Genomic DNA, 16,437 nt, shown 5'->3' with positions numbered 1-16,437 from the left:
CGCGATATAGGCGACGCGATCTAAGGTGAACCGCGTCCAGCCTTATCGCGGGCAAGCACCGCTCCCACAGGATCGAGTACTTTCACAGCACCTTGCTCAACCCGAGCTGAATCGATAGTGAGCGACCGGCACTGGCGAAACACTCTTTCCAGCAGCGCTTCACTTCTCAACACCTTGGCACTGCTGGCAATATCCGGCGCGAGCCAGCGGTCTTCGTCGTACGGCGGGACTTCTTCGCGGAGCACGCGCCACGCGGCATCGGTACCCACGCCAAAGCGCTGGATCTTCAAAAATTCGAAAGCCTGGGCCGCGAGCAAATACTCAATCGCCAGAATCTGGGTGGTGTTATCCAGCACCTTGTGCAGCTTCAGCGCCGCGTTGGTGCCCATGCTCAAGTGGTCTTCCTGCAAACCCGAGGTGACGAAGTTGTCGGTAACCGCCGGTTGCGCCAGTTGGCGGTTTTCCGCACACAGGGACGCCGCGACGTACTGAACAATCATCATCCCCGAGTTGACCCCCGGCTGGCTGACCAGAAACGCCGGCAGGTTGCTGATGGTCGGGTTGATCAGGCGATCCAGTCGCCGTTCGGCAATCGAGCCCAGTTCGGCTACGGCAATTGCCAGTAAATCGGCGGCCATGGCGACAGACTGACCGTGCGGGTTGGCTTGCGACACCACTCGATAGGCTTCAGGTGTGCCGAGCACCAGCGGGTTGTCCGTGGCCGAGTTCAGCTCGATTTCAATCTGCCGGGTCGCATGCACCAATTGATCTCGGGTCGCGCCATGCACTTGCGGGATCGAGCGAACGCTCAGCGCGTCCTGAGTCCGAATGCCATGGCTGTTGACCACCACTTCGCTGCCGTCCAGCAGACCACGCAGGTTGCTGCCAACGATTTGCATGCCTGGATGCGGCTTGAGTGCGATGATCTCGGGATCGAACGCATTGATCTGACCGCCAAGCGCTTCAAAGCTCATGGCGCCAATCACATCCGCCCACTGTGTCAGACGCTGCGCGTCGGCAATCGCCAGGCAGCTCAGGCCGGTCATGCACGGCGTACCGTTGACCAGACACAACCCGTCTTTCGCACCCAGCACCACCGGACTCAACCCTTCGGCGTCCAGCGCTTGCTGTGCAGGTACGACATGACCGCGATAACTGACGTTGCCCACGCCCAGCAAGGCGATGCCGATGTGTGCCATGTGCGTCAGATAACCCACCGAACCCTGGGACGGTACGTACGGTGTGATGTTGCGGTTGAGCAGGTTCAGTAACGCTTCGACCACTTGCCGGTGCAGCCCGGATTTGCCTTGGCTGTAATTGATGATTGCCGCGCAGATGATCGACCGGGTTTGCTCGTCTGAAAGCGCTACCCCGACGCCACACGCGTGGCTCAGCAAGGTATTGCGCGACAGCTGGCTCAGTTGTTCGCCTTGCAGGGAAATGTTGCACAGAGCGCCCAGCCCGGTGTTCACGCCATAAGCACGCTCGCCACTGGCGACGATGCGCTCGACGATGGCCTGAGCGTTTTCGATCCGCGCCCAGGCGCTGTCCGAAAGCGCCAGCTGTGCGCCCCGGCGAGCGACTGCGACCACCTCTTGCCAACGGACCGGACCTTCACCAATGACCACTTGTTCGACGGGCGACATCTGCACGCTTCCTTACACAGTGACTGCGCGCCGCTGCACGAAACGATCAACGTATTCGTCGGCGGGGGAGTAGAGGATTTCTTTCGGAGTGCCCACCTGAATCAACTGCCCGTCCTTGAGAATCGCGATGCGATTACCGATGCGCACGGCTTCATCAAGGTCGTGGGTGATGAACACAATGGTTTTCTTCAGGCTGCTTTGCAGTTCCAGCAACTGGTCCTGCATTTCCGCGCGGATCAACGGATCGAGGGCGCTGAACGCTTCGTCCATCAGAATGATGTCGGTGTCAGCCGCCAATGCGCGGGCCAGCCCCACCCGTTGGCGCATGCCGCCGGACAGCTGATGCGGGTATTTGTTTTCGTAGCCTTGCAGGCCCACGGTACTGATCCAGTGGCGGGCGCGCTCGATGCAATACTCTTTGCTCTCGCCGCGTACTTTCAGGCCGTAGGCAACGTTGTCCTCTACCGTCTTATGCGGCAGCAGGCCGAAGCTCTGGAACACCATGCTGATTTTCTTGCGACGAAATTGGCGCAGGGCTTCCATGTCGTACTGCAGGATGTCTTCGCCATCAACCAGAATTTCACCGCTGGTGGGATCAATCAGCCGGTTGAAGTGGCGCACCAACGTCGATTTGCCCGAGCCGGACAGGCCCATGATCACGAAAATCTCACCGCTGCCGATGGACAGCGACAAGTCGTTCACGCCGACCACGCAGCCGGTTTTTGCCAGTACTTCATCTTTGCTGCCGTTCTGTCTGACCATTTCCAGCGCGTCCTTGGGACGGTTGCCGAAAATCTTGAAGACGTTGCGGACCACGATTTTGTTGGGCTCTTGGTCAGTCATTTGTTCGCCTCATGCCGTGGTCGGCCGTATGCCTGGGTGATGCGGTCGATGACCACTGCGAGAATCACGATAGCCAGCCCGGCTTCCAGTCCGCGTCCGACGTTCAGGGTCTGAATGCCCACCAACACGTCTTCGCCAAGACCGCGAGCGCCGATCATCGATGCAATCACCACCATCGACAGGGCCATCATCGTGGTCTGATTGATCCCGGCCATGATGCTCGGCAGCGCCAGCGGCAGTTGTACGCCGAACAACTGCTGCCAACGATTGGCACCGAACGCATTGATCGCTTCCATGACTTCGCCGTCCACCTGACGAATGCCCAGGTCGGTAAGGCGAATCAGCGGCGGCGCGGCGTAGATCACGGTGGCGAAAATCGCCGGGACCTTGCCCAGGCCGAACAGCATCAATACCGGTATCAGGTAAACGAAGCTGGGCATGGTCTGCATGATGTCCAGCAACGGCATCAGCACCGAGCGCAGACGGTTGCTGCGTGCCGAGAGGATGCCCAGCGGGATGCCGATGATCACTGAGATCAGAGTGGCGACCAGCATCAGCGCCAACGTCTGCATCAGCTTGTCCCACAGCCCGACCGCGCCCACCAGAAACAGCAGGCCGACGATGACCGCCGTAGTGACGATTTTGCGTGTGGCGTGCCAGGCAATGCCGCCGACAATCGCCAGCATCAACCACCATGGCGCCATGCGCAGCAGGCCTTCCAGATTGACGATGGCCCACAGCAGCGTATCGGAGATCTGCCGGAACACATCGCCGTAATTGGTCACCAGCGCATCAACCCAGTCGTTGACCAGATTGGCGATGGAGAATGTGAAGCTTTCGGGGAACATAAGGTGCTCTCTGAACGGGGATTCAATTCTGTAGGAGCTGCCGAAGGCTGCGAAGGCGGCGGATCAGGTATATCGCTTCGCAGCCTTCGGCAGCTCCTACAGGGGATTGCGTTACAACGAAGCATCCACCTTTTTCGCCGCTTCTTCACTCACCCAGGCATGCCAGACTTCCGGGTGTTCCTTGAGGAAGATCTTCGCCAGTTTCGGCGATTCGATGCGGTCCTTGGTCATGCGGGCCAGGTTCTGGTTGAGCAGATCAATGGGGATGTTGACCTTTTCCATGACTGACACCAATTCCGGAGCCTGTTCGTGGAAGGTCTTGGACAAGCCCACCTTGATCTCGATGTTCTTGTTCACCCCATCTTTCTCTTCCAGACGTACCAGATCCACCTGGCCCATCAGAGGCGTTGGCGACCAGTAGTAAGTCAGGATCGGCTCGCCACGTTTGTAGCTGGACAGAATAGCTGCATCCAGCGCCGGGCCGGTTCCTGGGCGGAAGTTGGTGTATTTGTCTTCCAGGCCATAGGTCTTCAGCATTTCGCTGTTTTCCAGCTCGCAGGTCCAGCCAGCAGGGCAGTTGTAAAAACGGCCTTTGCCCGGCTCTTCAGCGTCTTTGAACAGCGTCGAGTATTTGGCCAGATCGCTAATGGATTTCAGGTCCGGAGCCTTGGCTTCCAGCTTGCGCTTGGCGTCGCCTTCGATCACATAACGCGGCACGTACCAACCCTCGACCGCGCCTTTGACGGGGCTGCCGACACCGACCACTTTCCCGGCTTTCTCAGCCTTGTTCCACACTTCGCTGCGGCCGACCCACTCTTCGGCAAAGACCTGAATATCGTTGGTGCTCAGGGCGTTTTCCATGGTGATGGAATTGCCCGGCAAGCTGTCGACTTCACAGCCGTAACCCTTGTTCAGGACCACCTGCAACACGTCGGTCAGCAACATGGCGCTTTCCCAGTTCAGACCGGCGAACTTCACCGGCTTGCCGGATTCACACCAACCCGCTGCCTGACTCGCGCCAGCGCCGGTGAGCAAACCCAGTGAAATCAACGTGGATAGCAGTGCCTTCTTGGTTTTCATTGTGTGACGCTCCTCGCGAATGGATGTGGGCAGTTTCCAGATCAAAAGGCCAGAAGCCTGATTGCAGGACACTTGACGGTCCTTTGGGGTGGTCAGTTCCTTCTGCGCTATTGGAGATTCCTTGTGGGAGCGGTGCTTGCCCGCGATAAGGCTGGATGCGGTTCACTTTAAATCGCGTGGACCTTATCGCGGGCAAGCACCGCTCCCACAAGTACAGTGTTCCCTCTGGATCTCCGTTAGCCTTAACTCCCCACCATCGGCAGGTTCAAGCCCTTTTCATTGGCGCAATCGATCGCGATCTGATAACCCGCATCCGCATGGCGCATCACGCCGGTGGCCGGGTCGTTGTGCAACACGCGGGCGATGCGTTCGGCGGCTTCGTCGCTGCCGTCACACACGATCACCATCCCCGAATGCTGCGAGAAGCCCATGCCGACGCCGCCGCCGTGGTGCAGTGAAACCCAGGTTGCGCCGCTGGCGGTGTTCAGCAGAGCGTTGAGCAGTGGCCAGTCGGATACGGCATCGGAACCGTCCTGCATGGATTCTGTTTCGCGGTTCGGGCTAGAGACCGAGCCGGAGTCCAGGTGGTCGCGGCCGATCACAACCGGTGCCGAGAGCTCACCGCTGCGGACCATTTCGTTGAATGCCAGACCGAGTTTGGCGCGCTGACCCAGGCCGACCCAGCAGATACGCGCTGGCAGGCCCTGAAAGGCAATGCGCTCGCGGGCCATGTTCAGCCAGTTGTGCAGATGCGCGTCGTCCGGGATCAGTTCTTTGACCTTGGCATCGGTCTTGTAGATGTCTTCCGGATCGCCAGACAGCGCGGCCCAGCGGAAAGGCCCTACGCCACGGCAGAACAACGGACGAATATAGGCCGGAACGAAACCCGGGAAGTCGAACGCATTGGCCACGCCTTCTTCCTTGGCCATCTGCCGGATGTTATTGCCGTAATCGAAGGTCGGAATCCCCATCTTCTGGAAGGCCAGCATCGCCTCGACGTGTTCAGCCATGGACTGCTTGGCGGCTTTGACCACAGCTGCCGGTTCGGTCAAAGAGCGGGCGCGGTACTCATCCCAGGTCCAGCCTTTTGGCAGATAACCGTTGAGTGGGTCGTGGGCGCTGGTCTGGTCGGTGACCATGTCCGGGCGCACACCACGACGAACCATTTCCGGCAGGATTTCTGCGGCGTTACCACACAGGGCGATGGAGATCGCCTTGCCTTCTGCGGTGTACTTGGCGATACGTGCCAGGGCGTCATCCAGATCGTCGGCTTGTTCATCGACGTAACGGGTCTTGAGGCGGAAGTCGATGCGGCTCTGTTGGCATTCGATGTTCAACGAGCTGGCCCCGGCCATACCTGCGGCCAGAGGTTGCGCGCCCCCCATTCCACCCAGGCCTGCGGTCAGGACCCACTTGCCTTTGAGGCTGCCGTTGTAATGCTGGCGACCGGCTTCGACGAAGGTTTCGTAAGTACCTTGAACGATCCCCTGGCTACCGATGTAGATCCAGCTGCCTGCGGTCATCTGGCCGTACATCGCCAGACCCTTGGCATCCAGTTCGTTGAAGTGCTCCCAGCTCGCCCAGTGCGGCACCAGGTTGGAGTTGGCGATCAATACCCGAGGCGCGTTGCTGTGGGTCTTGAACACGCCGACCGGCTTGCCGGACTGAACCAGCAGGGTTTCGTCGTCATTCAGATTGGTCAGGCTTTCGACGATCTTGTCGTAGCACTCCCAGTTGCGGGCTGCGCGACCGATGCCGCCGTAAACCACCAGTTCTTTGGGGTTCTCGGCCACTTCCGGGTCAAGGTTGTTCATCAGCATGCGCAATGGTGCTTCGGTCATCCAGCTTTTGGCGGTGAGCTTGGTGCCACGAGCCGCGCGTACTTCGACGTCACGGTAGCGGGTCCAGTGTTGGTTATTCTCGGTCACGAAAGAAGTCCTCAGCGATCAGTTCAATGCACTTGGCTTTACTTGTATGTACAAGCATATGCAATTGAAATACCAACTCTTGAAAACCAGTTGGTAGGAGCGAACTTGTTCGCGAGGTGGGAGGCGGATTGATGAATATGTTGGGTGGTCTGACGCTCTCGCGAACAAGTTCGCTCCTACCATTAATCCGCGCAGGTTCAATAGGTTGTGTGCTGTTTGGCTGCGTGGTGCTTTGCTGGATTGGCGACGTCTGCGGTGTCGTGGACCAACCTTGCAGAGAAAGATGCGCGAAAAGAACTAGTCGTCTGCAGTTGTTACCTGGCAGACGACTCGCTTCGTTTTGGGGCGCTCGGTAACAAAATGGTGCGCGGTTTGGGTCAGATGACCTTCACCGCACGCCCGATGAACTGGATCGGCCCGGTAGGCTTGCCTATCGGTGAACCGGTGGCTTGCTCAAGCGTCAGCTCGAACAATTGGTTAGGCTGCAGCGGCGGCAGTTTATCCAGCGGCACTTGCAGGGTTTGCCCCGGCTTGACCAAGCCCAGAGACACGGGACCCTGCCAGTCGTCACCCTTGGTCCAGAACTCCAGCGCTTTGTCGGCGGGCACTTCGGTCACGCTCAGGGGGATGAGCTGTATGTCTTGAGAGTTGCTGGTCTGAATCACCCAGCCCGGCGCTTTATCCTGCGGCGCGACCAGCACCACCAGATACGATGGCGATGGAGTCGAACGCGACTGAGTGAGCAGTGTCATGCCTAGCACCAACGACGCCGCCAACCCGGCACCTGCCAGACCGCGCCAGATCGAGAGGTTGTTCCACCAGCTTTGTACGTCGCGTTTTGCGGCTTTTTGTGGCGCGAGCAAATCATCCAGGCTGCGCTCGATCCGCGCCCACAGATGCGGTGGCGGGTTCTGCGGCTCTACCATGTCCGTCAGCGGCAGCAGACGTGCTTCCCACTCATCGACTGCAGCGCGCAAGGCGGGTTCGTTGGGCAGCCGACGCTCTACTTCAATTCGTTGATGGGCAGACAAAGTGCCCAGCACATATTCGCCCGCCAACTCATTCAGCGGTTTTTGGGGTTCAGTGCCCGAGCTGTTGCTCATCCGATGCACTCCCGTAATGCATTCAGGCTGCGCTTGATCCAGGCTTTGACAGTGCCCAGCGGCGCGCCGATTTTTTGCGCAATTTCTTGATGTGAATAGCCGTCCACGTAAGCGTGGAACACGCAGTTGCGACGTACCGGTTCAAGCTGTTCCAGACAGAATTCGATCCGCCCCGGATTTACTCGCCAGTCAAAACTGTCCACCGTTTCGTTCCAGCCTTCCAGCGTTGCCTGGGCTTCATCGTGCTCGTCTTTCTCGTCGCTCTGCACTTCCCGGGCATTGTTGCGAATGGCGTTCAACGCCAGATGCCGGGTGATGCTGAATATCCAGCCACGCGCCGAACCTCGGGTCTTGTCGAAGCTTGCCGCCCCGGTCCAGACCTTGATAAAGGCGTCATGCACAATGTCCTGAGCCAGCGCGCTGTCACGCACCAGTCGTTGCGCTACACCGAGCAAACGAGGACTTTCCTGGGCATACAGCCGCTCAAGCGCCTGCCGCTCGCCTCGGGCGCAGGCATCCAGTGCTGCTTCGTAATCAAACAGGGATTCTTGGGAGGACAATTCAATACGCCGTATACAGAGTACTTCTACCCCGATTTGAATCGGAGCACCCGCGCAGGAGCATAGACCAGTTCCTGCGCAGGACCCACAGACTTACTTGGCGGACCAGAAAATATAATCGGCCTGATATTTAACGATTTCCTTGGCGCCTTTGTTGCTCTCGGCACAGGCTTTGGCGGGAGCTACGCCGCCTTTGAGCGCGGTACGCTGAATGTAGGCAACACCGGTCATCGCGCCTTTGCCTTCAGCCGGGTTGGCTTTGACCAACTGGTACGGCAGGTTGCCAGCGCTGGACGGGGCTACTGCAAGCTGGGTGCCGGTCACTTTCGAACCGTCTTTGGCTTCCCAGGTGGCTGGCGGGCCGTAGTAGGTGCCGACTTGCTTGCCGCTGCGATCATTGAGCACGGCTTTAGGACCCACGAACGCCCATTCCATGCCTTCGGCAGCATTGGCTTTGGCGCGGCACTCGTAAGTGATCTCGCCGACACCGGTGGTTTCCAGGCTGACTTTGAAGCCATCCGGCACCCGCACGGTTTCCGGCAGGTTGCTTTGAGCGAAGGCAGAGGGCGCCAGGCAAGTGAAAGCCAGTGCAGCACCAGTCAGGCAGAGCAAGCGTTTTGCGTTCATGCAGACATCTCCAGTTTTGGGTTTTCGCTTAACAGCCAAACCGGCTGCTTATCTGTACTACCCGCGAGAAACCCATCTGGATGCAGCAATTTGAAAATAAATTTTCAGCCTTTGCTCATTTTGCTGCGCAGGAGGATGACGCCCGCAATTGCAGCCAGTCCGGACCCCATCAATACACCGACTTTTACTTCGTCGATCAGATGCGCGGAACCGGGAAAGGCGAGGTTGCCAATAAACAGACTCATGGTGAAACCAATACCGCACAGGATTGCGACGCCATACAACTGCACCCAGTTGCTGCCTTCCGGCAACGACGCCAGGCCGGATCGAATGGCCAGAACAGCGGCGAGGAATACGCCAATCTGTTTACCCACGAACAGGCCAAGCGCAACGCCCAGCGGTACAGGATCAATCAGGTTTTGCAGCGAGATTCCTGACAACGAAACCCCGGCGTTGGCAAAGCCGAAGATGGGCACGATGGCAAACGCGACCCAGTAGTGCAGCTTCTCTTCAAGGAACAGCAGTGGTGAGCGGGACTCTTCTTCGGGCTTGCCCAACGGAATGCACAGTGCCAGAGCGACACCGGCCAATGTCGCGTGAACGCCCGATTGGAGGACGAAAAACCACAAGGCAGCGCCCAGCAACAAATACGGCAGCAGACGACGCACCCGCAGGCGATTCATCACGATCAATACCGCGAGCGTGGCGAAGGAGGCCAGCAGCATCGGCATGTTCAGGCCGGAGCTGTAGAAGAAGGCGATGATGGTAACGGCGCCCAGATCATCGAGAATCGCCAGTGCGGCGAGGAATACTTTCAGGGAAGTTGGCACGCGTTTACCCAGCAGCGACAACACGCCGAGAGCGAAGGCAATGTCGGTAGCGGCAGGGATTGCCCAGCCGCTCATGGTTTCCTTATTGCCCCAGTTGACCGCAATGTAGATCAGCGCAGGCACCAGCATGCCGCCAGCCGCTGCAAAACCAGGCAGGGCGCGCTGGCCCCAGGTAGCCAGACCGCCCGCGAGCACTTCACGTTTGATTTCCAGACCGACCATCAGGAAAAAGATCGCCATCAGCCCGTCGTTGATCCACAGCTCGACGGAAAGCCCCAGCCAGACGCTGTGCAGTGCCGCGAAGTAACCCGTTGAAAGCCCTGAGTTGGCGACGATCAAAGCAGCCAGCGCCGCGCCCATCAACACGATTCCACCGGCTGATTCGGAGGTCAGGAAGCTGGCAAGAATCGCGATGGCTCTTGGGGTTTCTTTTTTGTTGTTATAGGCAGTCATTGGCGGTGGGGGCGTCCTTGGTTTTTGATTCGCGCCACATCCTCTGTAGGAGCGCGCTTGCCCGCGATTGCGGTGTGTCAGTCATCATAAGAAGCGGCTGAACCGACGCAATCGCGGGCAAGCGCGCTCCTACATGAAAGGTGCGTTCAGATCCTGGTTAGCTCAATCAAACAACAGCGGCTCGCGCGCGGGGCGTACAGCACCACTTCCAGCAATTCATCTGCCGCGTTATCCAGTTGCAGGCAATCATGCTTTTCCAGCAATTGCGGGGGATGCTCTGCCAGGTTCGCGGCCATCTGCTCTGCGGCGCTGAACAGCAACAGCGTAGACGCAGAACTGAACAAGCGTTGCGGTTTGAGCACGTCGACCCACTGCAAACTGACGCGATAACGTGCTGGCGAATAGATCAGGTTGAAGTCGCGAATCGCACCGTCGAGCAATGTGCAACTGACCTGGCTGTCGCCGCTGAACGCGAACGGATCACCCGGCAAAAGTGGTTCGGTCGTCTTGCCGTCGATATCCAGCGTCATGCCCACGCCTTGCAGCACGGTGATGATGCGCTGATAGCCCGGAAACAGCGAAAAGCCGCCGGACTGCTCGATATCGGCAATCGACAGGCGCCAGCTGAAACCGTCCAGGCCTTCGCCTGCATCGCGGGTCACTTCTTCCGTGCTGCCACCGCCGTTTTTCCAGGGCATGCGCGGGTAGTCGGCGGCGCGTAAAACAGTCAGTTGGCTCATTTGCTGAAACGTCCTTCCAGGCGATGGCGGGAACCGGGGTGGATCAGTCGTGCGGCGGTCACTGGCTGACGGCCAGACCACGTGCGACGGCGGATCAACAGGCAAGGTTCGCCGGGGGTGATTTGCAGCAGCTCGCACTCATCCGGCTCGGCCAGAATGGCTTCAACCACATGCTCGCCTTCGGTCAAGGGCGCGACTTGCGAGAGATAAGCGTAGGGCGTCTGCTGAGTGAAATCCTGACTCAAGTAATCCGGCGCGACCAACGCGTTGACATAGCGATCTTCGATTTGCACCGGCAGATCGTTTTCCAGATGCACGATCAACGAGTGAAAAACCCGCTGACCTTCGCGCATATCCAGCGCCAGGGCTCGCTCTGAGCCTGCGGCTTCTTCTTTGAGCAGGATGACCTTGCAGGTGTGCCGGTGACCACGGGCAGCGATTTCGTCAGCAATATTGTGGACTTCGAACAGTGCCGACTGACTTTTAGGCTCGGCGACGAAAGTACCAACGCCTTGCATGCGCACCAACAGGCCTTCGGCGGTCATTTCACGCAGGGCACGGTTGATGGTCATGCGGCTAAACCCCAGCTGGGTCACCAACTCGCTTTCCGACGGAACGCGGTGATGCGGCGGCCAGTTTCCGCACTGGATCTGCTGGGCGATCATCTGCTTGACGCGGGCGTACAGCGGGGCCGGACTATCGCCCATTTGGGCAGCCAAAGGTGAAGTGGCAGGCGGAGTCGGCACTGAGGGCAATCCTTTTCGAAGGTAATTCAGGTGCAGGTCGGCGCTGATCTTGCAGCGCCTGGACATTAATAACGTGTGTTCACGCTAACCATTAACCTGTTCGGCGACAAGCTTGCCGGAGTTTACCGAGCGTGCAAACGTCTGTATATGTATATACAAATCACTTTCTTCGGGATGCAAAGCCATGTCCGCCTTCTTTGCCGAGCGTGCATTGTTGCCCAGCGGCTGGGCCACTAATGTTCGCATTGAGGTCAGCGCCGCTGGCGTGATCACTCATGTCGCCACGGAGGCAGAGGCTTCTGGTGCGGAGTTACTCACAGGACCGTTGCTGCCAGGCATGCCAAATCTGCATTCTCATGCGTTTCAGCGGGCGATGGCCGGGCTGGCGGAAGTCGCGGGCAACCCGAATGACAGCTTCTGGACCTGGCGCGATTTGATGTACCGCCTGGTCGGCAAGATCAGCCCGCAGCAACTGGGCGTCATTGCCCGTCAGTTGTACATCGAAATGCTCAAGGGCGGTTTTACCTCGGTCGCCGAATTTCATTACGTGCATCAAGACACCACCGGCAGGCCTTACGCCGATCCCGCGGAACTGGCACTGCAAGTCAGCCAGGCGGCAAGTTCTGCCGGGATCGGACTGACGCTGTTACCGGTGCTCTACAGTCATTCCGGTTTCGGCGGGCAAGCGCCGAACGAGGGGCAGCGGCGATTTATCCACAGCACCGACAGCTACCTTGATCTGCAGGCCCGTTTGCAACCTGTATTGCGCCAGCAGCCTGCACAACAACTGGGCCTGTGTTTTCACTCGCTGCGTGCGGTAACGCCTGAGCAGATCAGTGCGGTACTGGCCGCTAGTGATCCGCACTGCCCGGTACATATCCATATCGCCGAACAGCAGAAGGAAGTCGACGACTGCCTGAGCTGGAGCGGCCGTCGGCCTGTGCAATGGCTGTACGAGAACGCTCCGGTTAATGAGCGTTGGTGTCTGGTGCATGCCACGCATGTGGAGCCTGATGAAGTGGCGCTGATGGCGCAAAGCGGCGCGGTCGCCGGGTTGTGTCTGACCACCGAAGCGAATCTGGGCGACGGGATTTTTCCGGCAGTGGATTACATCGCTCAAGGCGGGCGCTGGGGGATCGGTTCAGACAGCCATGTGTCATTGAGCGTTGTCGAAGAGTTGCGCTGGCTGGAGTACGGTCAGCGACTGCGGGATCAGCGTCGCAATCGCTTGTATCGCAGCGATCAGCCCATGGTGGGCAGGACGCTGTTTGATGCAGCGCTGGTCGGTGGGGCTCAGGCGCTGGGTCAGCCGTTAGGTCGACTGGAAGTGGGGCAGCGCGCCGACTGGCTGGTGCTCGACGGCAATGATCCGTATATCGCCACAGCGTCGGACGACGGGATCCTCAACCGCTGGCTATTCGCAGGTAGCGACCGGCAGATTCGCGACGTGATGGTCAACGGCAAGTGGGTGGTACGCGAAGGGCATCATGCCGGGCAAGAGCAGAGCAATCGTGAGTTTGCGCAGGTGCTGCGGGAGTTGTTGGGGTAACGTTCAGTATTTGAAGGCGTCGACGTGGGACCGGCTTCAGCCGGGAAGGCGGTATTTCTGACGATAGAAATGTTGCGAATGTACCGGCCTCTTCCCGGCTAAAGCCGGTCCCACGACATCGCGTGAATACGTGGGATCGCATCCACCCTTTGGAGAGTGGACGACGATCCCGGCAGTGATTATTTCTCGGTTTTCCCGATCTTCGAATCTTCAACCCGCCAGACCAGCTTGGTCGTGTCATAGCCCTGCTGTTGGGCCTGGCTGAGCAGATGCTCTTTCACATCCTTGGAGATGGTCGGCGTGCGCGACAGCAGCCACAGGTATTTGCGATCCGGGTTGCCTACGACAGCGGTTTTGTAGCCGTCGCCGATGTAGAGCACCCAGTAGTCGCCTTTGGCTACGCCAGGCAGCAGGCGGGAGAACCAGTTATCGAACTCCACCCATAACTTGTCGGTTTTACCCGGCACTTGCGGCGTGGCTGTGCCTGTCGCTTCCTGCCACTCACCTTCGATCGTCCTGCAGCGGTTAGTCACGCCAACGCTACCGTCGTCCTTGAGGGCGTAATTCGCTTCGGATTGTGCGCATTTGCGCTGGAAGAACATGGGCAAGCGGGCGATTTCGTACCAGGTACCCTGATATTGCTTGAGGTCGACATTGCCCACCGTTTTTGGCTCGAGGTTTTCAGCAGAATGCGCGAAACCGATTGCGAGGAAGCTGGCCATGAGCACCAGACCAAAACGCACAAGTAATTTGATCATCTGTTATTTCAAGCCCTGACTCGTGAAAAGCACAACCTTGTCGGCGGCATACTGCACGCTGATGAAACTGTTCTGGTCGCCCCACGTGCAGCTGGACATGCCCAGCGCGCCGGAGCATTCAGTCGGGCTGCCCAGCAGCTGTTCAACTTCCGCCTTGGGCATGCCCGCAGACAGTTTCGAGTAGTTTTCCTGATTGACCTTGCTGCATGCGGCCAGCAGCACGCAAAACGACAACAACGCTAGAGAGCGCAGAGACATGGATGAAGCTCCTGAACGGAAAGGGCAACGCCGCAGCAAACGGTCGATGGGCAGGTTGCTGGCGTAATACCGCAAGCTTAGAAGAGAAAAGGGGGATCTGGTTCCCTTGGTCGAAAGGTCTTTGCTGGAAGGACTAAATTCGGACTAAAATCAGTTATCTGGTCCTCGCTGGGAATTTGACTCATGAAACTTTCGACGCACGTAAAGCCCATTAGCTATCTCAAAAGTCATGCGGCAGAAATTGTTAAAGATTTATCTGAAAGTCGTGAGCCGATGTTGATCACACAAAACGGTGAAGCGAAGCTGGTTGTGCTCGACGTTAAAAGCTATGAACAGCAGTTGGAAACTTTTGCCCTGCTCAAAATTCTGGCGTTGGGAAGTCGTGAAATAGAGCGTGGAGAGTTCAACGATGTCGATGAGGTATTTGCAGCGCTGGACAGGAACGATGACGAATGAGTTTCAAAGTCGTCATTTTGAAATCTGCACAGCATGACCTTAAAGAGCTTCGAAATTACATTGTGAGGAAGTTTTCTCACACCACGTGGTTGGCGACCTCTGAAAAGCTGAAAGGCGCGTTGAAAACGCTTGAGGCATTGCCCCTTTCCGGGAATGCTCCTGAAGAAATCGAAATGCTAAACCTGGGGTCGTTTCGCCAAATAGTCTCAGGCATGAACCGGATCATCTATGAGACGCGGCAAGATGTCGTCTTCATCCATGCCATCGTAGATACCCGCAGAAATATGACAGATTTACTGACCAGGCGTCTGCTGCTTAGCTCGCAATAGCATCTTAAAATCGTGAGCCAGGCTCTTTCAGAAATTCAATCTCTTCCGGCGTCGAATCGCGCCCCACGATTGCATTGCGATGCGGGAAGCGCCCAAAGCGGTCGATGACTGCTCGGTGGCGTTCTGCGTAATCAAGACTGTTGTTGAAATAGTCGCGGTCAGTGGCGGGGAGCAGGGGGAGGAGTTCGGTGAAGCGGGCGACGGCTTCATTTTGTGCATCAAGGGTTTCGCTGTGTTCCAGCACCAGATAGATGAAGGTACGTTGCAGCGGGTCCAGATGCTGGTCGCGACCGAGTTTCAGGCCGTGGGCGACAAGTGCCTGGGCGCGTTGATCGCCAGCGAAGGCGTTAGGCGTGTCGCGATAAATCATGCGTGGCAGTTGGTCGAGTAACAGCACCAGTGCCAGCCAGCCGTCAGGGCTTTCAGTCCACTCTTTCAATCCACCCGAAAGCGCAGATTCGACCAGATCACCAAAACGCGTCCGCGCTTCGGTGTCTTGAGCCTGGTCCTTCCCGAACCACAACTTGCCCTTGGCTTTTGCCACTTCGGAGGGCGATCCGGCAGAGCCGAACCACCATTCCAGCAGTGGGAGCCAAGGGGCAGTCATGATCGTCAGGCCTTGTGGTACGAGGTCGCGCGCTCAACTTCTTCTTTCGAGCCCAGGAACACCGCAACACGCTGGTGCAGACCATCCGGCTGAATGTCGAGGATGCGCTGATGGCCGTCGGTGGACGCGCCGCCAGCTTGTTCGACCAGGAACGACATCGGGTTGGCCTCGTACATCAAACGAAGTTTGCCCGGCTTGGAAGGCTCGCGGCTGTCACGTGGGTACATGAACAGACCGCCGCGGGTCAGGATGCGGTGTACATCGCCGACCATCGCGGCAACCCAGCGCATGTTGTAGTTCTTTTTCAGCGGACCGTCTTCGCCAGCCAGCAGTTCGTCAACGTAGCGTTGTACTGGAGCTTCCCAGTGGCGCTGGTTCGACATGTTGATCGCGAATTCCTGAGTGGAGGTCGGGATCTTGATGTCTTCGTGGGTCAGTACGAAGCTGCCCATTTCGCGGTCCAGCGTGAAGCCTTTGACGCCGTCGCCCAAGGTCAGCACCAGCATGGTCTGTGGACCGTAAATGGCATAACCGGCGGCTACTTGTTGGGTGCCTGGCTGCAGGAAAGCCTTCTCGTTCAAAGGCTCGTTCTGGCTCAGGTATTCATTCGGGCAGCGCAGTACGGAGAAGATGGTGCCGACCGGAGCGTTGATGTCGATGTTCGACGAACCGTCCAGTGGGTCAAAAACCAGCAGGTACGCGCCTTTCGGGTATTTGCCCGGGATCTGGTAGGCGTTGTCCATTTCTTCGGACGCCATGCCCGCCAGGTGACCGCCCCATTCGTTGGCTTCGAGCAGGATTTCGTTGGAAATCACGTCGAGCTTCTTCTGCACTTCGCCCTGAACGTTTTCAGTGCCCATGCTGCCGAGCACGCCGCCCAGCGCGCCTTTGGAAACGGCGTGGCTGATTTCCTTGCACGCTCGCGCCACCACTTCGATCAGGAAGCGCAGATCGGCAGGAGTGTTGTTGCTGCGGGTCTGCTCAATCAAATAGCGACTCAGGGTAACGCGGGACATGGATAGCTCCGAATAGGGGGAATAAAAAACCCGCGCAGTTTAGCGCGAGTCGAGACGTAA

General features: G+C 58.2%; 18 protein-coding genes. 3 read left to right on the top strand and 15 right to left on the bottom strand.

The window, feature by feature from the left end:
• Window positions 1-20 precede the first annotated feature (20 nt).
• The 11 genes from hutH to hutC form a co-directional block, all read right to left on the bottom strand.
• Window positions 21-1,646 (bottom strand): histidine ammonia-lyase, encoded by a 1,626-nt coding sequence (hutH, locus tag CKW31_RS01475; RefSeq protein ID WP_095092579.1) that lies wholly within the window; start codon window positions 1,644-1,646, stop codon window positions 21-23.
• Window positions 1,647-1,658: 12 nt separating this feature from the next.
• Window positions 1,659-2,489: a glycine betaine/L-proline ABC transporter ATP-binding protein gene (locus tag CKW31_RS01470; RefSeq protein WP_095092577.1), complete on the bottom strand. Its 831-nt coding sequence runs from the start codon at window positions 2,487-2,489 to the stop codon at window positions 1,659-1,661.
• Window positions 2,486-3,337, bottom strand: coding sequence for a proline/glycine betaine ABC transporter permease (locus CKW31_RS01465; protein ID WP_095092575.1), 852 nt, complete (start codon window positions 3,335-3,337; stop codon window positions 2,486-2,488). Before CKW31_RS01465 ends, CKW31_RS01470 begins: the two co-directional genes overlap by 4 nt.
• A 111-nt stretch (window positions 3,338-3,448) precedes the next feature.
• Window positions 3,449-4,417, bottom strand: a complete 969-nt coding sequence (locus tag CKW31_RS01460) for an ABC transporter substrate-binding protein (protein ID WP_087266038.1) — start codon at window positions 4,415-4,417, stop codon at window positions 3,449-3,451.
• Between the two features lie 242 nt (window positions 4,418-4,659).
• Window positions 4,660-6,345 carry a urocanate hydratase gene (gene hutU / locus CKW31_RS01455; protein ID WP_095092573.1) on the bottom strand — a complete coding sequence of 562 codons (1,686 nt, stop codon included), beginning with the start codon at window positions 6,343-6,345 and terminating at the stop codon, window positions 4,660-4,662.
• A 377-nt stretch (window positions 6,346-6,722) separates the two neighbouring features.
• Window positions 6,723-7,448, bottom strand: a complete 726-nt coding sequence (locus tag CKW31_RS01450; RefSeq protein WP_095092571.1) for an anti-sigma factor domain-containing protein — start codon at window positions 7,446-7,448, stop codon at window positions 6,723-6,725.
• On the bottom strand, window positions 7,445-8,008 hold the full coding sequence (locus CKW31_RS01445) for a sigma-70 family RNA polymerase sigma factor (protein WP_095092569.1): 564 nt from the start codon (window positions 8,006-8,008) through the stop codon (window positions 7,445-7,447). The genes CKW31_RS01450 and CKW31_RS01445 overlap by 4 nt, the downstream gene beginning before the upstream one ends.
• A gap of 93 nt (window positions 8,009-8,101) precedes the next feature.
• A complete protein-coding gene (locus CKW31_RS01440) occupies window positions 8,102-8,635 on the bottom strand; it encodes a DUF3455 domain-containing protein (protein ID WP_087265938.1) in 534 nt (177 codons plus the stop codon).
• Between the two features lie 104 nt (window positions 8,636-8,739).
• Window positions 8,740-9,918 carry a Na+/H+ antiporter NhaA gene (gene nhaA / locus CKW31_RS01435; protein WP_095092567.1) on the bottom strand — a complete coding sequence of 393 codons (1,179 nt, stop codon included), beginning with the start codon at window positions 9,916-9,918 and terminating at the stop codon, window positions 8,740-8,742.
• A 146-nt stretch (window positions 9,919-10,064) separates the two neighbouring features.
• Window positions 10,065-10,658 (bottom strand): HutD family protein, encoded by a 594-nt coding sequence (locus CKW31_RS01430; RefSeq protein ID WP_095092565.1) that lies wholly within the window; start codon window positions 10,656-10,658, stop codon window positions 10,065-10,067.
• The gene (gene hutC, locus CKW31_RS01425) at window positions 10,655-11,365 is read right to left on the bottom strand and encodes a histidine utilization repressor (RefSeq protein ID WP_176469767.1); all 711 of its coding nucleotides are present in this window, start codon (window positions 11,363-11,365) and stop codon (window positions 10,655-10,657) included. Before hutC ends, CKW31_RS01430 begins: the two co-directional genes overlap by 4 nt.
• A gap of 223 nt (window positions 11,366-11,588) precedes the next feature.
• On the opposite strand from hutC, the gene CKW31_RS01420 reads away from it, so the two are divergent.
• On the top strand, window positions 11,589-12,953 hold the full coding sequence (locus tag CKW31_RS01420) for a formimidoylglutamate deiminase (RefSeq protein WP_095092563.1): 1,365 nt from the start codon (window positions 11,589-11,591) through the stop codon (window positions 12,951-12,953).
• A gap of 179 nt (window positions 12,954-13,132) precedes the next feature.
• Here CKW31_RS01420 and CKW31_RS01415 read toward each other — a convergent pair whose 3' ends face one another.
• On the bottom strand, window positions 13,133-13,711 hold the full coding sequence (locus CKW31_RS01415) for a lipocalin family protein (protein ID WP_095092561.1): 579 nt from the start codon (window positions 13,709-13,711) through the stop codon (window positions 13,133-13,135).
• A 3-nt stretch (window positions 13,712-13,714) separates the two neighbouring features.
• Window positions 13,715-13,969, bottom strand: a complete 255-nt coding sequence (bamE, locus tag CKW31_RS01410) for an outer membrane protein assembly factor BamE (RefSeq protein ID WP_095092559.1) — start codon at window positions 13,967-13,969, stop codon at window positions 13,715-13,717.
• A gap of 183 nt (window positions 13,970-14,152) precedes the next feature.
• Here bamE and CKW31_RS01405 point away from each other — a divergent pair, with 183 nt between their 5' ends.
• The gene (locus CKW31_RS01405; RefSeq protein ID WP_095092557.1) at window positions 14,153-14,425 is read left to right on the top strand and encodes a type II toxin-antitoxin system Phd/YefM family antitoxin; all 273 of its coding nucleotides are present in this window, start codon (window positions 14,153-14,155) and stop codon (window positions 14,423-14,425) included.
• Entirely contained in the window at window positions 14,422-14,754 is a 333-nt protein-coding gene (locus tag CKW31_RS01400) for a type II toxin-antitoxin system RelE/ParE family toxin (RefSeq protein WP_095092555.1), read from the top strand. The genes CKW31_RS01405 and CKW31_RS01400 overlap by 4 nt, the downstream gene beginning before the upstream one ends.
• Before the next feature lie 4 nt (window positions 14,755-14,758).
• Here the strand turns inward: CKW31_RS01400 and CKW31_RS01395 are convergent, their stop codons facing one another.
• Both CKW31_RS01395 and CKW31_RS01390 read right to left on the bottom strand, forming a co-directional pair.
• Complete coding sequence (locus tag CKW31_RS01395; protein ID WP_095092553.1) at window positions 14,759-15,361, bottom strand: DUF924 family protein; 603 nt, start codon at window positions 15,359-15,361, stop codon at window positions 14,759-14,761.
• A gap of 5 nt (window positions 15,362-15,366) precedes the next feature.
• On the bottom strand, window positions 15,367-16,377 hold the full coding sequence (locus tag CKW31_RS01390; protein WP_027902274.1) for a class 1 fructose-bisphosphatase: 1,011 nt from the start codon (window positions 16,375-16,377) through the stop codon (window positions 15,367-15,369).
• Between the last annotated feature and the right edge of the window lie 60 nt (window positions 16,378-16,437).

Origin of the sequence: Pseudomonas sp. Irchel 3A5, assembly GCF_900187575.1 — a bacterium.
Lineage (GTDB): Bacteria > Pseudomonadota > Gammaproteobacteria > Pseudomonadales > Pseudomonadaceae > Aquipseudomonas > Aquipseudomonas folii.
The sequence above is the reverse complement of the archived record's forward strand: the minus strand, read 5'-3'. Positions and strand labels throughout refer to the sequence as shown.

Coding starts and splice junctions, on each gene's coding strand:
- hutH (WP_095092579.1), bottom strand. CDS start 1,646: ATGTCGCCCGTCGAACAAGTGGTCATTGGTGAAGGTCCGGTCCGTTGG.
- CKW31_RS01470 (WP_095092577.1), bottom strand. CDS start 2,489: ATGACTGACCAAGAGCCCAACAAAATCGTGGTCCGCAACGTCTTCAAG.
- CKW31_RS01465 (WP_095092575.1), bottom strand. CDS start 3,337: ATGTTCCCCGAAAGCTTCACATTCTCCATCGCCAATCTGGTCAACGAC.
- CKW31_RS01460 (WP_087266038.1), bottom strand. CDS start 4,417: ATGAAAACCAAGAAGGCACTGCTATCCACGTTGATTTCACTGGGTTTG.
- CKW31_RS01450 (WP_095092571.1), bottom strand. CDS start 7,448: ATGAGCAACAGCTCGGGCACTGAACCCCAAAAACCGCTGAATGAGTTG.
- CKW31_RS01440 (WP_087265938.1), bottom strand. CDS start 8,635: ATGAACGCAAAACGCTTGCTCTGCCTGACTGGTGCTGCACTGGCTTTC.
- nhaA (WP_095092567.1), bottom strand. CDS start 9,918: ATGACTGCCTATAACAACAAAAAAGAAACCCCAAGAGCCATCGCGATT.
- CKW31_RS01430 (WP_095092565.1), bottom strand. CDS start 10,658: ATGAGCCAACTGACTGTTTTACGCGCCGCCGACTACCCGCGCATGCCC.
- hutC (WP_176469767.1), bottom strand. CDS start 11,365: ATGGGCGATAGTCCGGCCCCGCTGTACGCCCGCGTCAAGCAGATGATC.
- CKW31_RS01420 (WP_095092563.1), top strand. CDS start 11,589: ATGTCCGCCTTCTTTGCCGAGCGTGCATTGTTGCCCAGCGGCTGGGCC.
- CKW31_RS01415 (WP_095092561.1), bottom strand. CDS start 13,711: ATGATCAAATTACTTGTGCGTTTTGGTCTGGTGCTCATGGCCAGCTTC.
- bamE (WP_095092559.1), bottom strand. CDS start 13,969: ATGTCTCTGCGCTCTCTAGCGTTGTTGTCGTTTTGCGTGCTGCTGGCC.
- CKW31_RS01405 (WP_095092557.1), top strand. CDS start 14,153: ATGAAACTTTCGACGCACGTAAAGCCCATTAGCTATCTCAAAAGTCAT.
- CKW31_RS01400 (WP_095092555.1), top strand. CDS start 14,422: ATGAGTTTCAAAGTCGTCATTTTGAAATCTGCACAGCATGACCTTAAA.
- CKW31_RS01395 (WP_095092553.1), bottom strand. CDS start 15,361: ATGACTGCCCCTTGGCTCCCACTGCTGGAATGGTGGTTCGGCTCTGCC.
- CKW31_RS01390 (WP_027902274.1), bottom strand. CDS start 16,377: ATGTCCCGCGTTACCCTGAGTCGCTATTTGATTGAGCAGACCCGCAGC.